This window comes from Staphylococcus sp. NAM3COL9 (assembly GCF_001431205.1).
In the GTDB taxonomy this organism is placed as follows: Bacteria; Bacillota; Bacilli; order Staphylococcales; family Staphylococcaceae; genus Staphylococcus.
In genome coordinates this window covers 607,081-625,830 of the sequence record NZ_LGPC01000011.1, presented here as the reverse complement: position 1 = coordinate 625,830, position 18,750 = coordinate 607,081, and the positions used below count along the sequence as shown (strand labels likewise).

Here is an 18,750-nt window from a genome sequence, read left to right as displayed (position 1 = left end):
AAAGCAAAATAAATTATGGGAGTGAGTGTAAATGTCGAAGAAAAGGATTATCGCAATCATACTTGCGGTCGTCATTGTATTAGGCGGCATCGTGATGAGTTCGATTTCAGCGGTCTTTTCATCTTTATTTGATGAACAAGCTACATCTAAAATGGATCCGTTTACAGAAAAAGTAGAAAAAGAGGGCAATTCAAGTAAACGAATTGCACATTTAACATTAGATGGCCAAATAGCTGAAGGTACAGGCGGAGGTATGTTTGGTGGCAGTGATTACAACCATGAGGCGTTCTTAAAACAATTAGAAAACGTGAAAAATGATGACACTGTCAAAGGTCTATTATTATCTGTAAATACTCCTGGTGGCGGCACATATCCTAGTGATGAAATTTATCAAAAGATAAAAGAAATTAAGCAAAAAGATAAAAAGGTTTATGTACATATGGGTAGTATGGCAGCATCCGGTGGATACTACATTTCAGCACCTGCAGACAAAATATACGCAGGCCCTCAATCAACGACAGGATCAATCGGTGTTATTATGTCTAGTACTGATTATTCAGGATTACAAGAAAAATTAGGTATTAAAGAAAATGTTATAAAATCAGGAGATCATAAAGACATATTAAGTAGCTCAAGAGCTATGACAAGTGAAGAGAAAGATATTTTACAATCTGTATTAGATGATAGTTTTGATCGATTTGTAAATATAGTTAAAGATGGTAGAGATATGTCTGAAAGTAAAGTTAGAAAGTTAGCTGATGGACGAATCTACAGTGCACAACAAGCAGAAGATAATGGTTTAATCGACGAAATTGGTTATGAAGATGAAACTTTAAAAGCAATGAAAAAAGACATGAAAGCAAAAGATGCAGAAGTATTTGAATATAGTGAAGAAGGTAGTTTATTCTCATCGTTTAGTAATACAAAAGCGAGTGTCAATCAATTTAAAAATGAATTCAATGAAGTTAAAGCAATAATTAAAAATGATACTGAAACTGAACCTATGTATCTATACGAAGGTTAGGTGTAATAATGGACAATATGAAACAAGATTATACTGCACATTCGGTTGCAGATTCAAAGGAAGCTCAAACAGAGTCAGATGCGCTTGCTCATCATCAATTAGCCAAAGCACTATATGCGGGGTTTGGTATAAGATTTTGTAGCTTTCTCGTTGATTTACTTATTATTTTTGGTATTCAAAGTATTATATTGAAGCCAATTTATCATTTCACACATATAGATAGTGCTAGGTTGTGGATTGATTATTTTAGTGTAGGTCACGTATTAAACGTACTTGTATTTTATTTGTATTTTGTGTTATTAACGAAATATTTTAAACAAACTATTGGTAAAATGATTTTAAATATTAGAGTGGAACGTACAGATAGACAACCGTTAACTTGGGTAGATGTATTATTTAGAGAATGGATTGGTCGCATTATAAGTGGTGTATTTGCTAATTTACCTTATTTAGTAACAATATTTACAGATAAACACAAAGGTATACATGATTATTTTGCTGATACAGTCGTAATAAAAAATAAATTTGAAAAATTGTTTTATTTGAAGTAGATTGTCACCATTCAAAGGGTTTAAAGTTTATTTCATCAGTTTAAACAGTTATAATTATCTAGTAAGCACTTTTTATAGGAGGCATTCAAATGGCGCAAATTACATTTAAACAAGAACCAATTACATTATTAGGATCACAAGTAAAAAAAGGTGAAACAGCACCAGATTTTACAGTGTTAGACAATGATTTAAATGAAGTAACTTTATCAAATTATGATGGTCAAAAGAAATTAATCAGTGTAGTACCATCTATTGATACAGGTGTCTGTGATAAACAAACACGCAAATTCAACGAAGAAGCAGCGCAGGAAGATGGCGTCGTGTTAACTATTTCTGTTGACTTACCATTCGCACAAAAAAGATGGTGTGCATCAAATGGCTTAGATAACGTGGTTACCTTAAGTGATCATAAAGAACTTTCATTTGGAAAAAATTATGGCGTAGTTATGGAAGAATTACGTTTACTTGCACGTTCAGTTTTTGTTTTAGATGGAAATAATAAAGTAGTATATACTGAAGTTGTTTCTGAAGGCACTGATTTCCCCGACTTCGATGCTGCTTTAGAAGCATATCGTACTATTTAAATTAAATATATGTAATATAAAATTTGTCATTTGATTTGAAGTTAAACAATCAAACAGTATCATTGACATTATAAAGTATACTGTCCATAATTATTTGGTAATATAAGTTAGCATGAACTGACTTAATTTCAAACAAATTATGGACAGTTTTTTTAGAAAGGACTATTAAATGACACAAGAAGAAACAGTAATGGAAAAGTTATTCCAAACACTCGACGAAAAAGCTAAAGCTTTAAATGAAAATAATGGTCAAAGTTTTATTGAAAACTTAGGTCTAGCAATGGAACATATTTATACAAGTAAAAGAGATTTGTTAGAACAAGCTACACTGCAGGATAGAAGAAAAGCATTTCAATTTGCTTACTTAAGCTTAATGCAAAAAGAAGATATCCAAGCTAATCATCAAATTACACCAGACACTATTGGCTTGATTTTAGGATTTTTATCTCAACGTTTCTTAAAAAACAAAGAAGAATTACATGTTGCAGATATCGCAAGTGGGGCAGGTCATCTAAGTGCGTCTGTACATGAAGTATTAACAGAACATACGGTGATGCATCATCTTATAGAAGTTGATCCAGTATTATCAAGAGTCAGCGTTCATTTAGCCAATTTTTTAGAAATACCATTTGATGTTTACCCTCAAGATGCAATAATGCCATTACCTTTTGAAGATGCAGATGTTGTTATTGGTGATTTACCTATTGGCTATTATCCGGCAGATGAGAGAAGTAAGGAAATGGCTTTAGGATTTAAAGAAGGTCACAGTTTTTCACACTTTTTATTAATTGAACAGGCTGTTGTTGCCTTAAAACAATCAGGATTTGCATTTTTAGTTGTTCCAAGTAATATATTCGAAGGTTCAAATGTGAAACAGTTACAAAACTTCATTGCTACAGAGACAGAAATGCAAGCATTTTTAAATCTACCATCAACATTATTTAAAAATGAAAAGGCACGCAAATCTATACTTGTGCTACAGAAAAAAGAAACAAACGTTACTAAACCAGTAGAGGTTTTGTTAGCTAACATTCCTGATTTCAAAAGTCCTCAACAATTCCAAGCATTTTTACAAGATTTAAATGCGTGGATGGAAGAAAATCATCCTGGAAATTAATCTGTATTATTCTTGAAAATAAACTGTATTAATGATTAAATAGATAGGTATATTAAAACTTAATTGAAAATGGAGGCAACAAGCTTATGTCAAAATTAATTTTGGCCATTAACGCTGGTAGTTCATCACTGAAATTTCAACTTATTGAAATGCCGGAAGAAAAAGTTGTTACTAAGGGACTAATTGAACGTATTGGGTTAAAAAATTCTATCTTCACTATTGAAGTGAACGGGGAAAAAATCACTGATACAAATGATATTGCTAATCATGAAGTGGCAGTAAATATTATGTTAGAAAGCTTTAAAAATCATGGAATCATTGAAAGTATTAATGATATTGATGGCACAGGACACCGTGTCGTACATGGTGGTGAATTGTTCCCAACTTCAATTTATGTAACAGATGAAGTGGAAAAACAAATTGAATCGTTAAGTGAATTAGCTCCGTTACACAACCCAGCAAATTTAATGGGAATTCGTGCATTCCGAAAACTTTTACCAGAGACACCTCATGTTGCTGTGTTTGATACTTCTTTCCATCAAACTATGCCGGAGAAATCGTACCTATATAGCTTACCGTACCAATATTATGAAGACTTCGGAATTCGTAAATATGGTTTCCATGGTACAAGCCATAAATATGTTTCGCAACGTGCATCTGAAATTTTAGGGAAACCAATTGAAGAATTACGCATTATTTCATGTCATATTGGTAACGGTGCTTCAATCGCTGCTATTGATGGTGGTGAATCTGTAGATACATCTATGGGCTTCACACCATTAGCAGGTGTTACGATGGGCACACGTTCTGGTAATATTGATCCAGCTTTAATTCCATTCATAATGGAAAAAACTGGTAAAAATGCTGAAGAAGTTTTAAATACATTAAATAAAGAATCAGGATTATTAGGTATTTCGGGTACTTCAAGTGATTTAAGAGATATCATTGAAGATTCTAAAGAAGGTAAACAAAGAGCCCAATTAGCACTTGATGTATTTGCATCTCGTATCCATAAATATATTGGATCATATGCGACACGTATGCATGGTGTTGATGTCATTGTGTTCACAGCAGGTGTAGGTGAAAACTCTGATCCTATAAGAGCAAAAGTCTTAGAAGGTCTAGAGTTTATGGGTGTTTATTGGGATGCTAAAAAAAATGAAACGATTCATGGATCTGAAGGTTTCATTAATTACCCACATTCACCTGTGAAAGTCATCGTTATTCCTACAAATGAAGAAGTAATGATTGCTCGCGATGTTGTTAACTTTGGAAACACTAAATAATCTGGAAGTAAACCCAGGTTCATTAAATAATATTAAGTTATAAATATTTGTACTTAGATTAAAAACACCCATTCTTTAGAAGAACTAATGAATGGGTGTTTTTATTATATTGTCAATCAATTGATTAAATGGATTATTTTTTCTCTGGTTTAACCTCAAAAACAATGATTTGAGATTGTTGCGTTTCATTAAAATTATTATCAGCTGTCAATACTAGACTGTCATTACCATTGTGTAGTTTTTTACCAAAAGTCATACCTTCAATGTTATCAACTTTACCAATGTCTTGTTCATTTAAATCAGCAACCAGTGTTTTATTTAGAGATTTTGTGTTTGTTTCCTTGAGTGAATCAATATCTTTAATATCGGTACCTTTACTAACATCAATTTTATATATACGTACATAATTATTAAATGAGCCATCTTCCTCTTGTACAGATGCACGCTCTAAAGTAAGGAATTCGTGATCATTGATGGCTAATATTTCTGTAATCCCATTATTAGCTTGTTTGTCTTTGCCAGGATTTTTAGGAATTGCATCAAGAGGATATGCAAATTCAGATAATATGTTGCCTTCGCGGTCATATTGTGTGATGCGTGTTAAGGCGCCCGATTCAGGAGTTGGTTTTTTATCATCTTGTAATAGGGGGCCTTCCATAGAAGTCCACAATGTATTTCCATCTTGAGAGAAAGTGCTACCTTCAATAGCTTGATTATTGCGGAAACCTTTCTTATTTTGCTTGTCCATTTTTATTGTATCTTTAATAGGAATTTCAGCTGAGTATTCTCCATCTTCAGTTGCTTTACGAATAAATGGATTTAATCCTAACGAACGATCTCCCTCACTAGTATATAGAATCTCATTATTATATGGGTCGAACCGTATCGATTCTGGATCAGCAACAATATTATTATTGTTGTTCTTATATTGTTCTTTATTGATGTAATCTTTGCCATTCGGTTGTTTCAATTTGTGCACGTCATTGAATTTGATGCTTTTGAATTCGTTGCTATTATAGTCAATATCACCTTCGTAAAACCTTGCTGAATTGTGTTCTGAACGATCATCACTAATAAGTAGCCATTTATCATTTTTAGGGTCATACGTTATACCAGACAATCCACCAACTTTCGTATCTTTGTAAGTTTTATCAAACGGTAAGATTTTAGTATCTATTAATTTGAGGTGACCTGCGGTACGAGTTGAATCGTCTTTTTCTGAAGCAATTATTTCACTATGTAATGTTGAGCTCGAAATGAATAATGTAAACATGCTTGTTATAAGTGCTTTATGCATTGGTTTCATAAGTTGTTCATACTCCTTTCATTATGCTTTTCAACTTCAATCATATATGTTTTGTTTAAAGTGCATATGAAGTTTTGATAAGGAGTTTGTAAAAATCACTTAGAATGTATAATATAACTTGGTATGTTCATTTCTATAAATATTAAAAAGGATAGATTGCTCTAAATACATGAACAAGCTATCCTAACGAAATAAACTAATTATCTTTGTTTAGTCTTTAAAGGTAATTAAATCATTTTTATAAAATTAATTTAGTATATTTTTAGTGAGCTTGGTGTTGTGATCTAAGTTCGTCTGTTGCTACTTGTGGTTGGAAATCTGCTGGCAATTCTTCAGTACGTACAACGAGCACATCACAAGGTGAGTGGCGTACGATTGCTTCAGATACGGAACCAACAATAAATCTTTCTACAGCATTTAAACCAGAAGTACCACACATAATTAAATCAGCTTCTACTTCAGTCGCTAATTTTTTGGGAATAATTGCTTTCGGAGAACCAAATTCTAAGCGAGTTTCAACATCTTTAATACCAGCGTTTGTCGCAACATCTTTATAACCTTTTAACAAATCGTCAGAGAAATTTTTAGATTTCTCAGTGAACTGTGCATCATAAACCTCGTATGATGAATATGTTCGTGAATCAATGACGTTCACAACTGTTAATTTTGCTTCGTTACGATTTGCAACATCTACAGCTTTATTAAACGCCCATTCAGCCTCGTGTGAACCATCTACCGCAATTAAAATGTTTTTATAAGTTAGCATATCAATGACCTCCTTATTCTTCTTACATATATTATACCACCATTTACAGAATATTAACACAATTCACTGTTGTAAAAGTACTCTAAACTTTGATTGCGCTTTCATAGAATACACGTTACTATAAATTTGGAGGTGGATGAAATGATTATAGGTATTCCTAAAGAGATTAAAAACAACGAAAACAGGGTGAGTTTGTCTCCAAGTGGTGTGCATGCATTAGTTGAGCAAGGTCATACTGTTATTGTTGAAAATTCTGCTGGTTTAGGCTCTTATTTTGAAGATGTGGATTATACTGAAGCTGGTGCAAAAATTGTAAATGAACAAGCTGAAGTATGGAACGTAGATATGGTTATGAAAGTTAAAGAACCATTGGAAGAAGAATTCCAGTTCTTTAAAGAAGGATTAATTTTATTTACTTATTTACATTTAGCAAATGAAGAGAAATTGACTAAAGCTTTATTAGAAAACAAAGTAATTAGTATCGCTTATGAAACAGTGCAATTGCCAGATCGTTCTTTACCATTATTAACACCAATGAGTGAGGTGGCAGGTCGTATGTCTGCTCAAATTGGTGCTGAGTTCTTACAGAAATATAAAGGCGGTATGGGTATTCTACTTGGTGGCGTACCTGGCGTAGAAAAAGGACGCGTAAGTATAATTGGTGGTGGCCAAGCTGGTACAAATGCTGCGAAAATTGCTTTAGGTTTAGGTGCTGATGTTACAATTTTAGATGTTAACCCTAAACGATTACAACAATTAGAAGACTTGTTTGGTGGTCAAGTACATACAATTATGTCAAACCCATTAAACATAGAGCAATGTGTTAAAAACAGTGACTTAGTCATTGGTGCAGTACTTATACCAGGTGCAAAAGCGCCAAAACTTGTTACTGAAGAAATGGTTAAACAAATGAGAGATGGGGCAGTGATTGTTGATATTGCTATCGACCAAGGTGGCATTTTTGAAACAACAGATCGTATTACTACACACGATGACCCAACTTATAAAAAGCATGGCGTAGTACATTATGCAGTAGCTAATATGCCTGGTGCAGTGCCACGTACGTCAACAATCGCATTAAACAATGCAACGTTACCATATGCGCAACAAGTAGCTAGAAAAGGCTATTTAAAAGCACTACAAGATAATCCAGCATTATCTTTAGGTTTAAGTACGATTAATGGTGAATTAACTAATAAAGGTGTTGCAGATGCATTAAACTTATCATATAAAGATATTGAAAGTGCTTTAAAGTTATCATATAAAGATATTGAAAGTGCATTAAAATAAAAATACCTATAATACAACTCAACCATAATGAATTAGTTGTATTAAATTGATGTAAATAAAAATGGGAGTATGACATGTGTTTATGTACCTTACTCCAAAATGCCGACAAAGTCAGATACTTTGTCGGCATTTTTTTACATTATGTCTAGTGCTGTTATAGAGCTAGTAGTGTTTGGTTCAGATTCAGTTCTTTCAAAATCGTAAGACTTTAGAGATGAAAAATGACTAATCCATTGAAAACGGATTAGTCATTTTATTTTAAGAATGCCTATTTATATCCTAGCCTGTTTTATTGAGTCTATAAGATTTTAAGTCTTAGGCAGTTAAACTATGAATGAAATGTTTTAAACGATTTTTGTACCATGCACTTCTTGGAAAGGGAAAGAAGATATTAAATCTTGCAAATTATCTTTATTCAACCCGCCACCAGGCATAATTTCGATACGCCCATCTGTATTAACCACAAGCTTGCCGAGTTGATTTAAATTATCGAAAATATCAGTGGCTGAAGGGCCACCATGTGTTAGTAATCTAACAAAGCCAATATCAATCAGTTGGTGTAGCGCTTTGATTTGACCATGCAAATGGATTTCATCAAATGCCATATGACATACGGACGGAACAGGTAGTGCTAGGTTTTTTAAAGTCTTCATTTGCCATTCATTTAAAACATTATCCTTTGTTAAACATCCGAATACAAAGTAATCTACGTTGAGTTGCTTGATTGCTTTCATGTCTCGTTGCATGATTTCAAAGTCATATAAATTATATACGAAATCACCACCGCGAGGGCGGATCATTACTGCGATTTCAACAGCATTGGTATGACAAATTTCTGTTGCGATTTCAATCATTCCAATGCTAGGTGTCGTACCTCCAACACTTAAATTATCACATAATTCTATACGATTGGCACCATTGCTAATTGCTTGTTCAACTTGTTGAATCGATTCTACAACCGCTTCTTTTATCATTTTTCGTAACCTGTTAAACTTTTATTACCATCTTCAGTTACTAAAATATCGTCTTCAATACGTACACCTGCAACGCCAGGAACGTATATGCCTGGTTCAACAGTGACAACCATTCCAGCAACAAATTGGTTAGTGTTTGAACTAGAAACATCTTGATACTCATGTTCTTCTAAACCTAATCCATGACCTAAACGATGAGGGAAATAATCACCATAACCTGCATCACTGATAATGTTACGTGCAATATCATCTACATCTTTAATTGTAACGCCTGGTTTGATTGCTGCAATCGCTTCTTGTTCAGCTTTCAAAACAACATTATATATTTCTTGAGCTTTGTCATTTGGTTCACCAAATTTAATGGTTCTAGTCATATCACTACAATAATTGTTATAAATAACACCAAGATCAAATAATACATACTCATCTTTTTGTAATTGACGATCACCAGGAGTACCATGTGGTGAAGCAGCGTGATCGCCGAAGAGTACCATTGTATCGAAACTCATTTCATTCACACCGTAATATTTTATTGCATTCTCAATATGATTGACAACTTGGCGTTCCGTGACACCTTCTTTTAAAAAGTCTACACCGATTTCAATGCATTTGTCAGCAAGTTCACATGCTTTTTGGATACTAGCAATTTCATTTTCGCTTTTAACATTACGCAAGTCTTTAATTGTTTGATCAATATCACCAAAAGTTTGTACGTTAAATGCTTCAACGAGTTCGCGTTGACGTTTTACTGTTAAATGTTCAGCTTCAACTAATAATTTATTTACAGTGAACGTATATTTATCCAATGCATTTTCTGTGTCTAAATATCCAATTACTTCGCCTTCAAAAGGAGAGGTTTTTACTTCATCAACTTCTAATTGTGGACAAAATAATACTTGTTCACCATTTTCTTTGATTAATAATGCGAGTAAACGTTCATGAGGATCACTTAGATAGCCTGTAAAGTAAAAAATGTTTAATGGTGTTGTAATCCATGCTGCTCCAGCTTGTTGTGATTTTAATTCTGTGGTAATCTGTTCTAATTTCATTTATCATCATCCTCCTAAAAATACTATCAATCTAAGTTTATGTTAGTTCATTACGGAATTCAAAAATAAAATATTATAATGATGCTGTTTTAGCTAAATGTTTTAAAATAAGCTTAAAAGCGTTATATAAAATGCATAGAGATGTTATATAACGGTATTAATGTGGTATGTAGTAAATAAATAGATTTATGGGAGGAATTTATATAATGAACTTATCATTTCATGGACAATCAACTATTTATTTCGAAGCGAACGGTAAAAAAGTAATTGTAGATCCATTTATTACTGGCAATGGCCAGTCAGACTTAGATGCAAATACTTTAGAAGTAGACTATATCATTTTGACGCATGGTCATGGTGACCATTTCGGAGATACAGTCGAGTTAGCTAATAGAAATAATGCAACTGTAATAGGTTCAGCAGAACTGGGGAATTATTTAACTACAAATAAAAATGTTGAAAACGTAAGACCAATGAACATTGGTGGTAAAGCTGAATTTGAATTTGGTACAGTTAAATTTGTACAAGCTTTTCACAGTTCAAGTTTAACTGACGATAATGGTATTCCGGTTTATCTTGGTATGCCGATGGGTATTATTTTAGAAGTTGAAGGCAAAACAGTTTATCATACTGGAGATACAGGATTATTCAGCGATATGCAATTAATTGCAGAACGTCATCCTGTCGATGTTTGTTTTGTACCTATTGGTGATAACTTTACTATGGGTATTGATGATGCAAGTTATGCAATCAACACATTTATTAAACCTAAAATCACTGTACCTATACATTACAATACATTTGAATTGATTGAACAAGATCCAAATACATTTAAATCTGCTGTCACAGTAGGAGAGGTGCAAATTTTAAAACCTGGAGAATCAGTTAAGTTTTAAAATATTTAAGGACTTAGAATTTGTAATAAATTAAAAATGTCGACAAAATTTTATTATTTTGTCGACATTTTTATGTTTTTGTAAGAAAAATTCAAAGTATTCATTTATATTTTGTGTTTTTTAGAATATAAATCAAAAAACAAACCCAATGCATTTGTGCGTTAGGCTTGTTTTGTCGTTAAACTCGAATTAATATAAAGGTTTTGAGTTTCATATTATTTTACAATAAGAACAGGGATGTTTGCTCTTTTAGCCACCTTATGGCTGACGCTACCAAGGACAAATTTTTTCCTCTCCTCAGCTTTGCGGTTACTGAGGACGACGATTTCATATTTGCCACTATTAGCCTGTTTAACTAATTGCTCTTTGGCACTGCCACGAACGATAATTTCATCATATTTGATACCATATTCATCTAAAGCCTTACGTGTAGGTTCAAGTCCTTTGCTGCGCTTTTCAATTAGTTTATCTAAATGAACACCAGATTTAATTGAAGTTTGTGCATCTTGTTCACTAATTGAATTTAAAATAGTGACCGTTGTTCCTTCACCGGCTAATTTTGATACTTCTTTAAGTGCTTTTTCGTTAGTAAGTGTTGTATCTACACCAAGTAAAATATTTTTGAACATTGTTCATCCCTCCTTGATATCATTCTAATCAAATTTTCTTGATAAATCCAATTATAAAATAACATATTACATATTAATTTCTTAAAAAGAATTATTTATATTATTTAAAAGGTGCGATTCAACATTATAAAGTTATAAACTACCATAATTTGAATTGTTACATCGCAATTTTATATATAAGAAGTTATAATGGCATAGAAACTGTTCAATATAAATGAGGTTATTTAAATGACAAAGCATGAGCAAATTTTATCATATATAGAATCTCTAGCAGTAGGACAAAAAATTTCTGTTAGAAAAGTAGCGAAAGATTTAAGTGTATCTGAAGGTACAGCATATCGTGCAATTAAAGACGCTGGTCAAATTGGCTTGGTAGCAACAATTGATCGCGTAGGTACTGTTCGTATAGAAAAGAAAACCCGCGAGCAAATTGAGCAACTTACATTTGGTGAAATTGTAAAAATTATAGATGGTCAAGTATTAGGTGGCAGAAACGGTTTAATTAAAACACTTACAAAATTTGCTATAGGTGCGATGGAGATTGACGATGTAGTAAAATACTTAAGTACGCATACATTATTGATTGTAGGTAATCGTAAAGATGTTCAATTAGCAGCTTTAAAAAGAGGAAGTGCGGTGCTGATTACAGGTGGTTTTAAAACTTCTGATGAAATTATAAAGTATGCGGATGAACATGATCTACCTATACTTTCTTCTAATTATGATACATACCTAGTAGCAAACATCATTAATAGAGCAATGTATAATCAAATGATTCGTAAAGAAATATTGGTCGTTGAAGATATTGTGAAATCAGTAAAAGAAAGCACAGTAATCTTCGAAAATATGAAGTTGATTGATTATAAAGAAAAAGCAAGAGCTACTGGACATTCAAGATTTCCAGTTATTGATGAACAGTGGAAACTAGTAGGTATTATTACGAGCAAAGAAATTATTAAAATGGATGATTATGACACAATAGCTCAGTTTATGACGAAGTCTCCTATAAATGTCCAATTAACTACCACGGTAGCAAATTGTGCCCATATGATGATTTGGGAAGGCATAGAACTGTTACCAGTTACTACAGCTAGCAAGAAACTTATAGGTGTTATAACTAGAAAAGATGTATTGACAGCGATGCAATTATTAAGCCGACAACCTCAAGTGGGTGAAACTATTAATGATCAAATTGCAAAACACATCAACATTACAAATAATGGCATTCAAGTACAAACAACACCGCTATTAACGAATCAATATGGTACTTTAAGTAAAGCTGTATTCGTCGCTATAATTGAAGAAACAGTACGTTATGAAATGAGAAAGTTAAAAAAACTTGAAGTGATGATAGAAAGTTTGAACATCATATATATTAAGACAGTTCAAATCGAATCAGAAATTGATGTACATTATGATATGTTAGATGTAGGGAGAAACTTTGCTAAACTAGAAGTGACAATGTCTACTGATGAACATCATGTCGCGAAAGCAATGATTATCTGCCAGATGATAGATTAAACGAATTTTATATAACTAATGAAAAGGAAGATATAAATGACTAAAGAATTCAATCAAATTATGAGTGAAATTAACGAAGCTGAAACAGTTATTATACATAGACATGTCAGACCCGATCCAGATGCTTATGGTTCACAGCTTGGTTTGAAACATTATTTAACATTAAAATTTCCAGATAAAAACATATATGCAGTTGGAGAGTCAGAGCCTTCGTTAGATTTTATTGGAACTTTTGACGAAATTACAGATGAACAATACAAAGACGCACTAGTGATTGTTTGTGATACGGCTAATTCACCAAGGATTAGTGATGAACGCTTTAATAAAGGTCGTTCTTTAATTAAAATAGACCATCATCCTGCAGTAGATCAATATGGTGATATTAATTATGTGAACGCACAAGCTTCTTCCACAAGTGAAATTATCTTTGACTTTATTGTGCATTTTAATGACACAACTGTGATAGATGCATCTGTTGCACGTGTACTTTATTTAGGTATCGTTGGTGATACAGGGCGTTTCTTATTCAATAATACGACATCGCATACGATGGAAGTAGCAAGTCAGTTACTTAAATATCCATTTAAGCATAATGAAGAACTTAATAAAATGGGCGAAAAAGACCCGAAACTCTTACCATTCCAAGGGTATGTATTACAGAACTTTGAGTTAGATGAAAATGGATTTTGTAAAATAATTATCACACAAGATGTACTTAAGCAGTTTAATATTGCGGCAAACGAAGCTTCATTATTTGTAAATGCGATTGCGGATATTCAAGGGTTGAAAATATGGGTCTTTGCTGTGGATGAAGGTTCTGAAATAAGATGTCGCATCCGTTCAAAAGGCATTGTAATTAATGAGATTGCAAGTGAATTTGGTGGTGGAGGTCATCCAAATGCATCAGGTGTTTCTGTTGCTAACTGGAACGAATTTAATTCATTAGCTGAAGCTTTAAATAATAAGTTATAAGTATATAGGAGGTGTTTGCTGATGGTTACGCATTTAAATATTCATACAACATATGACTTGTTACATTCTAGTTTGAGAATAAAAGATGTTGTGGCTAAGGCCGCTAAAGAAGGGTATACTGCGCTAGCGATTACAGACACAAATGTCTTATACGGTTATCCACAATTTTATGACGCGTGTATTGCAGCAAATATTCATCCTATTTTCGGTATGACAATTTTTGTGACAGATGGTTTAGAGTCAGTGGAAACGATAGTGCTAGCGCAAAATGAGCAAGGGCTAAAAGATATGTTTAAGTTGTCGTCTGCTATAAAAATGAAAGGAAAAACGGAAACACCTATAGAGTGGCTGAAAAAATATCTACAGCATATTGCTGTTATTTTTAAAGATGTATCATCATCAAATGAAGCTATTGTAGCTGAATTTACTGACGAAACACATGTTTATGTGAATCATACGAGTGAAGTAACATTGGAATTACCAATGGTTTGGGCGCAAAGTACACGTTATCTTAATCAACAAGATGCTGGGACACTTACTGCGCTCGCTGCAATCAGGGATAACGCTAAATTAGATTTAGTGAGTGAACAACCAGATTATGATGCACATTTATACGATGATAACGATTTGACTACACTTCATTTAAGTAAGGAAGTATTGGATAACACAAATCAACTTGCAGCAGTATGTCAGGCTGAAATGATATATCATCAGTCTTTATTACCTAAATTTAAAACGCCTAATAATCAACAATCAAAAGATTATTTATGGCAAATATTACAAGAAAACTTAAGTCAACTCAATTTAGATTATAACCAATTGGAAACATATAGAGAAAGGCTTGTTCATGAGTATCAAGTCATTACTCGTATGGGATTTGAAGATTACTTTCTTATAGTAAGTGATTTAATATATTATGCGAAAACACATGATGTGTTAGTAGGACCGGGCCGTGGTTCTTCTGCAGGGTCACTGGTAAGTTATCTATTAAACATTACTACGGTCGATCCCATACAATATAATTTACTGTTTGAACGTTTTCTTAACCCGGAACGTGTAACGATGCCGGATATTGATATTGATTTTGAAGATACGCACAGAGATAAAGTTATTCAATATGTTCAGGAAAAGTATGGAGATAATCACGTTGCAGGTATAGTAACGTTTGGTCATTTGCTAGCCAGAGCAGTAGCTAGAGATGTTGGTAGAATTATGGGATTTGATGAGATAACTTTAAATGAAATTTCTAAATTAATACCACACAAGCTAGGTATAACTTTGGATCAAGCTTATGAACAAAATGATTTTAAACAGTTTGTACACCGAAATCATAGGCATGAACGATGGTTTGAAATTAGTAAAAAATTAGAGGGTTTACCTCGTCATACCTCAACACATGCTGCAGGTATCATTATTAATGATCATCCATTATATGAATATGCACCGTTGACATTAGGAGATACTGGATTATTAACACAGTGGACAATGACGGAAGCAGAGAGAATAGGCTTGCTAAAGATTGACTTCTTAGGTTTACGGAATTTATCCATTATTCATCAAATTGTGAAACAAGTGAAAAAAGACATGAATACATATATTGATATAGAACAAATACCTTTTGATGATAGCCAAGTCTTTCAATTGTTGTCACAAGGTGATACTACAGGTATCTTCCAACTAGAATCAGATGGTATTAGAAATGTATTGAAAAAATTACAACCAGAACATTTTGAAGATATTGTAGCTGTAACGTCTTTATACAGACCGGGTCCAATGGAGGAAATACCTACCTATATTGCGAGAAGACATGATCCATCGAAGGTACAATATTTGCATAGTGATTTACAGCCGATATTAAGTAACACTTATGGCGTTATCATCTATCAAGAACAAATCATGCAAATTGCCAGTAAGTTCGCAAACTTTAGTTATGGAGAAGCGGATATTTTAAGACGTGCGATGAGTAAAAAGAACCGTGCTGTATTAGAAAGTGAACGTCACCATTTTGTGGAGGGTGCTATAAAAAATGGCTATGATGAAAGCTTAAGTAAGCAAATATTTGATTTGATTCTAAAATTTGCAGACTATGGATTTGCACGTGCCCATGCCGTAAGCTATTCTAAAATCGCTTATATTATGAGCTATTTAAAAGTACATTACCCTAACTATTTTTACGCTAATATTTTGAGCAATACTATTGGAAGCGAGAAGAAGACAGCACAAATTATTGACGAAGCAAAGCACCAATCAATAAATATTTTAACGCCGAACATTAATCAAAGTCACTGGTTCTATAAAGCAACTAAACAAGGTATATACTTGTCAATTGGTGCAATTAAGGGTGTAGGTTATCAAAGCGTTAAGTTAATTGTTGATGAACGCATAACGAATGGGCATTTCAAAGACTTTTTTGATTTCACTAGACGAATCCCTAAAAGGATTAAATCCAGAAAATTACTTGAAGCGCTCATATTAGTAGGAGCTTTCGACACCTTTGGCAAAAACCGTGCTACGCTACTCCAATCAATTGATCAAGTACTTGATAGCTCATCTGATATTGAACAAGACGGCTTTATATTTGATGTATTAACTCCTAAAGCAACATATGAAGACAAAGAGGAATTGCCAGATAAAGTATTGAGTGATTACGAAAAAGAATATTTAGGTTTTTATGTTTCAACGCATCCTGTCGAAAAAGCCTTCGAACAAAAACAATACCTTGGTATATATAAACTCACTAATGCACGAGATTATCAACCGATTTTTGTTCAAATTGATAATACTAAACGTATACGTACAAAAAACGGTCAGAATATGGCTTTTGTAACACTGAATGATGGAATTAATAGCTTGGAGGGCGTCGTTTTTCCAGATGCATTCAAAAAATATGAAACAGATTTAAAAACGAATGAAACAGTCATCATAAAAGGTAAATTTGAAAATAGAAATAATAACAAGCAGCTTATTATTAATCAATTAGAGACGGTTGATGCATTCGAAGTTAGTACATTTGAACATGCGAAACAAATTGTGATTAGAAACCTTAGCGATGAAACAGAATTAAAGCAATTTTTAACACAAACAGAAAACAGCAATAATATTCCAGTTAAATATTTCCAAGAAAAGCAAAATAAGTTCAAAACTCTAGGGTATATCACACGGGATAACGACTTATTAAATACATTTATACAACGCTTTTCACCTCGGGATATAAGAATTATTTAACTTTAATAGCGCTATGAACTATGGTATAGTAAACTGATGGTTAAGGATAAACTTGCCGTCAGTTTTAATTTTAACTAAATTAAAGTTAATAATTATTTAATGTCAAATCAATCTATATATTTTTATTACAAATATTAACTTTATGAGTGAAATCGACATCTTGTTAGTAATATCATTTGTAATTTGAGTTAGATTGTAATAAAAATATATATGAACTGATTTTTATACTAGTTGAATGTAAAGGGGTAGATTTACATGACATTGAGAGACGAAGCATTAGAAATGCATAGACGAAATCAAGGTAAGTTGGAAGTAACACCAAAGGTCCAAGTTACCAATAAAGAAGAATTAAGTTTAGCTTATTCACCAGGTGTTGCAGAGCCTTGTAAAGAAATACATGAAGATTCTAGAAAAGTTTTTGAGTATACCATGAAAGGCAATACTGTTGCTGTTGTAACAGATGGCACAGCTGTTTTAGGATTAGGCAATATTGGTGCTGAAGCGAGTATTCCAGTAATGGAAGGGAAAGCAGTACTATTTAAAAGCTTTTCTGGTATCGATGGTGTACCTATTGCATTAAATACTACAGATACAGATGATATAGTTAATACTGTGAAATTATTAGAACCGAATTATGGTGGCATTAACTTAGAAGATATTTCAGCACCACGCTGTTTTGAAATTGAAGAGCGTTTAAAAAAAGAAACTAAAATACCAGTATTTCATGATGATCAACATGGTACAGGAATCGTAACAGTAGCTGGTATGATCAATGCCTTAAGAATAGTGGATAAAGATTTATCAGACATTAAGGTCGTTCTCAATGGTGCTGGTGCAGCTGGTATGGCTATCGTTAAATTATTATATTCTTATGGTGTTCGAGATATGATTATGTGTGATTCTAAAGGTGCTATTTTTGAAGGACGCGCTTTCGGTATGAATGATACAAAAGCATACGTAGCTAAGTGGACTAATAGAGAAAAAATTGAGGGTAGCTTAAATGATGTCATTAGAGATGCTGACGTATTTATAGGCGTTTCTGTTGCAGATTTATTAACAAAAGAGATGGTTGAATCTATGGCTGATGATCCTATTATCTTTGCTATGGCAAACCCTGACCCAGAAATTCAGCCAGATGTTGCTAAAGCAGCAGGTGCAAAAGTAATAGGTACAGGTCGTTCAGATTTTCCAAATCAAATTAATAATGTCTTAGCATTTCCAGGTATATTCAGAGGTGCTTTAGATGTAGAAGCAACGCAAATTAATGAGGCAATGAAGCAGGCTGCGGTTGAAGCGATTGCTAATTTAATTAATCCAGAAGAATTGAACCCTGATTATTGTATTCCTGGACCGTTTGATAAGCGTGTAGCACCGTCAGTCGCAAAAGAAGTTGCAAAAGCAGCGATGGAGTCTGGTGTTGCTAGAAGTGATGTGAATCCAGAGGAAATTTATGAAAAGACAATGAAATTAACAGATTTAGATAAATAATATTCGTTAATACTGAACTCAATACGTAACTTACAGTTAAGTATAGAGAAAGATTGCGATATTTATGTGGAG

General features: G+C 33.0%; 16 protein-coding genes. 11 read left to right on the top strand and 5 right to left on the bottom strand.

The genetic code is table 11. The annotated features are described in order from the left end of the window. Positions 1 to 31: 31 nt before the first annotated feature. The 5 genes from sppA to ACA31_RS05905 all read left to right on the top strand — a co-directional run bounded on the left by sppA (position 32) and on the right by ACA31_RS05905 (position 4,562). Positions 32 to 1,024 carry a signal peptide peptidase SppA gene (sppA, locus tag ACA31_RS05925; RefSeq protein ID WP_057512432.1) on the top strand — a complete coding sequence of 331 codons (993 nt, stop codon included), beginning with the start codon at positions 32 to 34 and terminating at the stop codon, positions 1,022 to 1,024. 17 nt (positions 1,025 to 1,041) lie between these two features. Further along, positions 1,042 to 1,575: an RDD family protein gene (locus tag ACA31_RS05920; protein ID WP_441296191.1), complete on the top strand. Its 534-nt coding sequence runs from the start codon at positions 1,042 to 1,044 to the stop codon at positions 1,573 to 1,575. Between the two features lie 89 nt (positions 1,576 to 1,664). Next, positions 1,665 to 2,159, top strand: coding sequence for a thiol peroxidase (gene tpx, locus ACA31_RS05915; protein WP_057512430.1), 495 nt, complete (start codon positions 1,665 to 1,667; stop codon positions 2,157 to 2,159). 169 nt (positions 2,160 to 2,328) lie between these two features. Then, positions 2,329 to 3,276 carry a class I SAM-dependent methyltransferase gene (locus ACA31_RS05910; RefSeq protein ID WP_057512429.1) on the top strand — a complete coding sequence of 316 codons (948 nt, stop codon included), beginning with the start codon at positions 2,329 to 2,331 and terminating at the stop codon, positions 3,274 to 3,276. A gap of 86 nt (positions 3,277 to 3,362) precedes the next feature. Further along, positions 3,363 to 4,562, top strand: a complete 1,200-nt coding sequence (locus ACA31_RS05905) for an acetate kinase (RefSeq protein ID WP_057512428.1) — start codon at positions 3,363 to 3,365, stop codon at positions 4,560 to 4,562. A 133-nt stretch (positions 4,563 to 4,695) separates the two neighbouring features. Here the strand turns inward: ACA31_RS05905 and ACA31_RS05900 are convergent, their stop codons facing one another. Continuing rightward, positions 4,696 to 5,868 carry an esterase-like activity of phytase family protein gene (locus tag ACA31_RS05900; RefSeq protein ID WP_057512427.1) on the bottom strand — a complete coding sequence of 391 codons (1,173 nt, stop codon included), beginning with the start codon at positions 5,866 to 5,868 and terminating at the stop codon, positions 4,696 to 4,698. Between the two features lie 262 nt (positions 5,869 to 6,130). Further along, the gene (locus ACA31_RS05895) at positions 6,131 to 6,634 is read right to left on the bottom strand and encodes a universal stress protein (protein WP_057512426.1); all 504 of its coding nucleotides are present in this window, start codon (positions 6,632 to 6,634) and stop codon (positions 6,131 to 6,133) included. Positions 6,635 to 6,775: 141 nt separating this feature from the next. Between ACA31_RS05895 and ald the strand changes: the two genes are divergently transcribed. Beyond that, positions 6,776 to 7,924, top strand: coding sequence for an alanine dehydrogenase (gene ald, locus ACA31_RS05890; RefSeq protein ID WP_057512425.1), 1,149 nt, complete (start codon positions 6,776 to 6,778; stop codon positions 7,922 to 7,924). Positions 7,925 to 8,268: 344 nt separating this feature from the next. Here ald and ACA31_RS05885 read toward each other — a convergent pair whose 3' ends face one another. Then, the gene (locus ACA31_RS05885) at positions 8,269 to 8,898 is read right to left on the bottom strand and encodes a copper homeostasis protein CutC (protein ID WP_057512424.1); all 630 of its coding nucleotides are present in this window, start codon (positions 8,896 to 8,898) and stop codon (positions 8,269 to 8,271) included. Beyond that, positions 8,895 to 9,947 carry a M24 family metallopeptidase gene (locus ACA31_RS05880; protein WP_057512423.1) on the bottom strand — a complete coding sequence of 351 codons (1,053 nt, stop codon included), beginning with the start codon at positions 9,945 to 9,947 and terminating at the stop codon, positions 8,895 to 8,897. The genes ACA31_RS05885 and ACA31_RS05880 overlap by 4 nt, the downstream gene beginning before the upstream one ends. 206 nt (positions 9,948 to 10,153) lie before the next feature. Here ACA31_RS05880 and ACA31_RS05875 point away from each other — a divergent pair, with 206 nt between their 5' ends. Then, positions 10,154 to 10,843 (top strand): metal-dependent hydrolase, encoded by a 690-nt coding sequence (locus ACA31_RS05875; RefSeq protein WP_057512422.1) that lies wholly within the window; start codon positions 10,154 to 10,156, stop codon positions 10,841 to 10,843. A gap of 215 nt (positions 10,844 to 11,058) precedes the next feature. Here the strand turns inward: ACA31_RS05875 and ACA31_RS05870 are convergent, their stop codons facing one another. Beyond that, entirely contained in the window at positions 11,059 to 11,472 is a 414-nt protein-coding gene (locus ACA31_RS05870) for a universal stress protein (RefSeq protein WP_057512421.1), read from the bottom strand. A 228-nt stretch (positions 11,473 to 11,700) separates the two neighbouring features. On the opposite strand from ACA31_RS05870, the gene ACA31_RS05865 reads away from it, so the two are divergent. The 4 genes from ACA31_RS05865 to ACA31_RS05850 all read left to right on the top strand — a co-directional run bounded on the left by ACA31_RS05865 (position 11,701) and on the right by ACA31_RS05850 (position 18,678). Then, positions 11,701 to 12,993, top strand: coding sequence for a DRTGG domain-containing protein (locus ACA31_RS05865; protein ID WP_057512420.1), 1,293 nt, complete (start codon positions 11,701 to 11,703; stop codon positions 12,991 to 12,993). A 36-nt stretch (positions 12,994 to 13,029) separates the two neighbouring features. After that, the gene (locus ACA31_RS05860) at positions 13,030 to 13,965 is read left to right on the top strand and encodes a DHH family phosphoesterase (RefSeq protein ID WP_057512419.1); all 936 of its coding nucleotides are present in this window, start codon (positions 13,030 to 13,032) and stop codon (positions 13,963 to 13,965) included. A gap of 21 nt (positions 13,966 to 13,986) precedes the next feature. Then, entirely contained in the window at positions 13,987 to 17,190 is a 3,204-nt protein-coding gene (locus ACA31_RS05855; RefSeq protein ID WP_057512418.1) for a DNA polymerase III subunit alpha, read from the top strand. 255 nt (positions 17,191 to 17,445) lie between these two features. Then, positions 17,446 to 18,678, top strand: coding sequence for an NAD(P)-dependent malic enzyme (locus ACA31_RS05850; protein ID WP_057512417.1), 1,233 nt, complete (start codon positions 17,446 to 17,448; stop codon positions 18,676 to 18,678). Positions 18,679 to 18,750 lie beyond the last annotated feature (72 nt).